This window comes from Streptomyces sp. NPDC039736, from assembly GCF_055596485.1.
This window is the reverse complement of sequence record NZ_JBVIUQ010000029.1, coordinates 1-2,007: the sequence shown is the minus strand read 5'-3', so window position 1 is coordinate 2,007 and position 2,007 is coordinate 1. Positions and strand designations below refer to the sequence as shown.

At 57.4% G+C, this 2,007-nt stretch carries 1 rRNA gene; it reads left to right on the top strand.

From position 1 onward, the window contains the following. Window positions 1-63: 63 nt before the first annotated feature. Window positions 64-2,007, top strand: a 23S ribosomal RNA gene (locus ACZ56L_RS35965); the annotation flags it as partial.

Sequence of the window (2,007 nt, the reverse complement as noted above, 5' to 3'; positions counted from 1 at the left end):
CGGTCCGGGGTGGTGGGTGGCTGGTCGTTGTTTGAGAACTGCACAGTGGACGCGAGCATCTGTGGCCAAGTTTTTAAGGGCGCACGGTGGATGCCTTGGCACCAGGAACCGATGAAGGACGTGGGAGGCCACGATAGGCCCCGGGGAGCTGTCAACCGAGCTTTGATCCGGGGGTGTCCGAATGGGGAAACCCGGCAGTCGTCATGGGCTGTCACCCATACCTGAACACATAGGGTATGTGGAGGGAACGCGGGGAAGTGAAACATCTCAGTACCCGCAGGAAGAGAAAACAACCGTGATTCCGGGAGTAGTGGCGAGCGAAACCGGATGAGGCCAAACCTACGACGTGTGATACCCGGCAGGGGTTGCGTCGTGGGGGTTGTGGGATCTCTTTGTCACGTTCTGCCGGACGTGAGACGAGTCAGAAACCGTTGGTGTAGGCGAAGGACATGCGAAAGGTCCGGCGTAGAGGGTAAGACCCCCGTAGCTGAAACATCAACGGCTCGTTTGAGAGACACCCAAGTAGCACGGGGCCCGAGAAATCCCGTGTGAATCTGGCGGGACCACCCGTTAAGCCTAAATATTCCCTGGTGACCGATAGCGGATAGTACCGTGAGGGAATGGTGAAAAGTACCGCGGGAGCGGAGTGAAATAGTACCTGAAACCGTGTGCCTACAAGCCGTGGGAGCGTCGCTGTATGTGCTTGCACATGCAGTCGTGACTGCGTGCCTTTTGAAGAATGAGCCTGCGAGTTAGCGGTGTGTAGCGAGGTTAACCCGTGTGGGGAAGCCGTAGCGAAAGCGAGTCCGAACAGGGCGGTTGAGTTGCACGCTCTAGACCCGAAGCGGAGTGATCTAGCCATGGGCAGGTTGAAGCGGAGGTAAGACTTCGTGGAGGACCGAACCCACCAGGGTTGAAAACCTGGGGGATGACCTGTGGTTAGGGGTGAAAGGCCAATCAAACTCCGTGATAGCTGGTTCTCCCCGAAATGCATTTAGGTGCAGCGTCGTGTGTTTCTTGCCGGAGGTAGAGCACTGGATAGGCGATGGGCCCTACCGGGTTACTGACCTTAGCCAAACTCCGAATGCCGGTAAGTGAGAGCGCGGCAGTGAGACTGTGGGGGATAAGCTCCATGGTCGAGAGGGAAACAGCCCAGAGCATCGACTAAGGCCCCTAAGCGTACGCTAAGTGGGAAAGGATGTGGAGTCGCAGAGACAACCAGGAGGTTGGCTTAGAAGCAGCCACCCTTGAAAGAGTGCGTAATAGCTCACTGGTCAAGTGATTCCGCGCCGACAATGTAGCGGGGCTCAAGCGTACCGCCGAAGTCGTGTCATTCCAGCACATACCCCCAACGGGGGCTGGGATGGGTAGGGGAGCGTCGTGTGCCGGGTGAAGCAGCCGCGGAAGCGAGTTGTGGACGGTTCACGAGTGAGAATGCAGGCATGAGTAGCGATACACACGTGAGAAACGTGTGCGCCGATTGACTAAGGGTTCCTGGGTCAAGCTGATCTGCCCAGGGTAAGTCGGGACCTAAGGCGAGGCCGACAGGCGTAGTCGATGGACAACCGGTTGATATTCCGGTACCCGCTTTGAAACGCCCAATACTGAATCAGACGATGCTATGCCCGTGAAGCCGTTCCGGACCCTTCGGGGAATGGAAAGTGGTGGAGCCGGCGACCCAGATCTGTACTAGGTAAGCGATGGGGTGACGCAGGAAGGTAGTCCAGCCCGGGCGGTGGTAGTCCCGGGGTAAGGGTGTAGGCCGTGTGGTAGGCAAATCCGTCACACATTAAGGCTGAGACCTGATGCCGAGCCGATTGTGGTGAAGTGGATGATCCTATGCTGTCGAGAAAAGCCTCTAGCGAGTTTCATGGCGGCCCGTACCCTAAACCGACTCAGGTGGTCAGGTAGAGAATACCGAGGCGTTCGGGTGAACTATGGTTAAGGAACTCGGCAAAATGCCCCCGTAACTTCGGGAGAAGGGGGGCCATCACCGGTGATTGGATT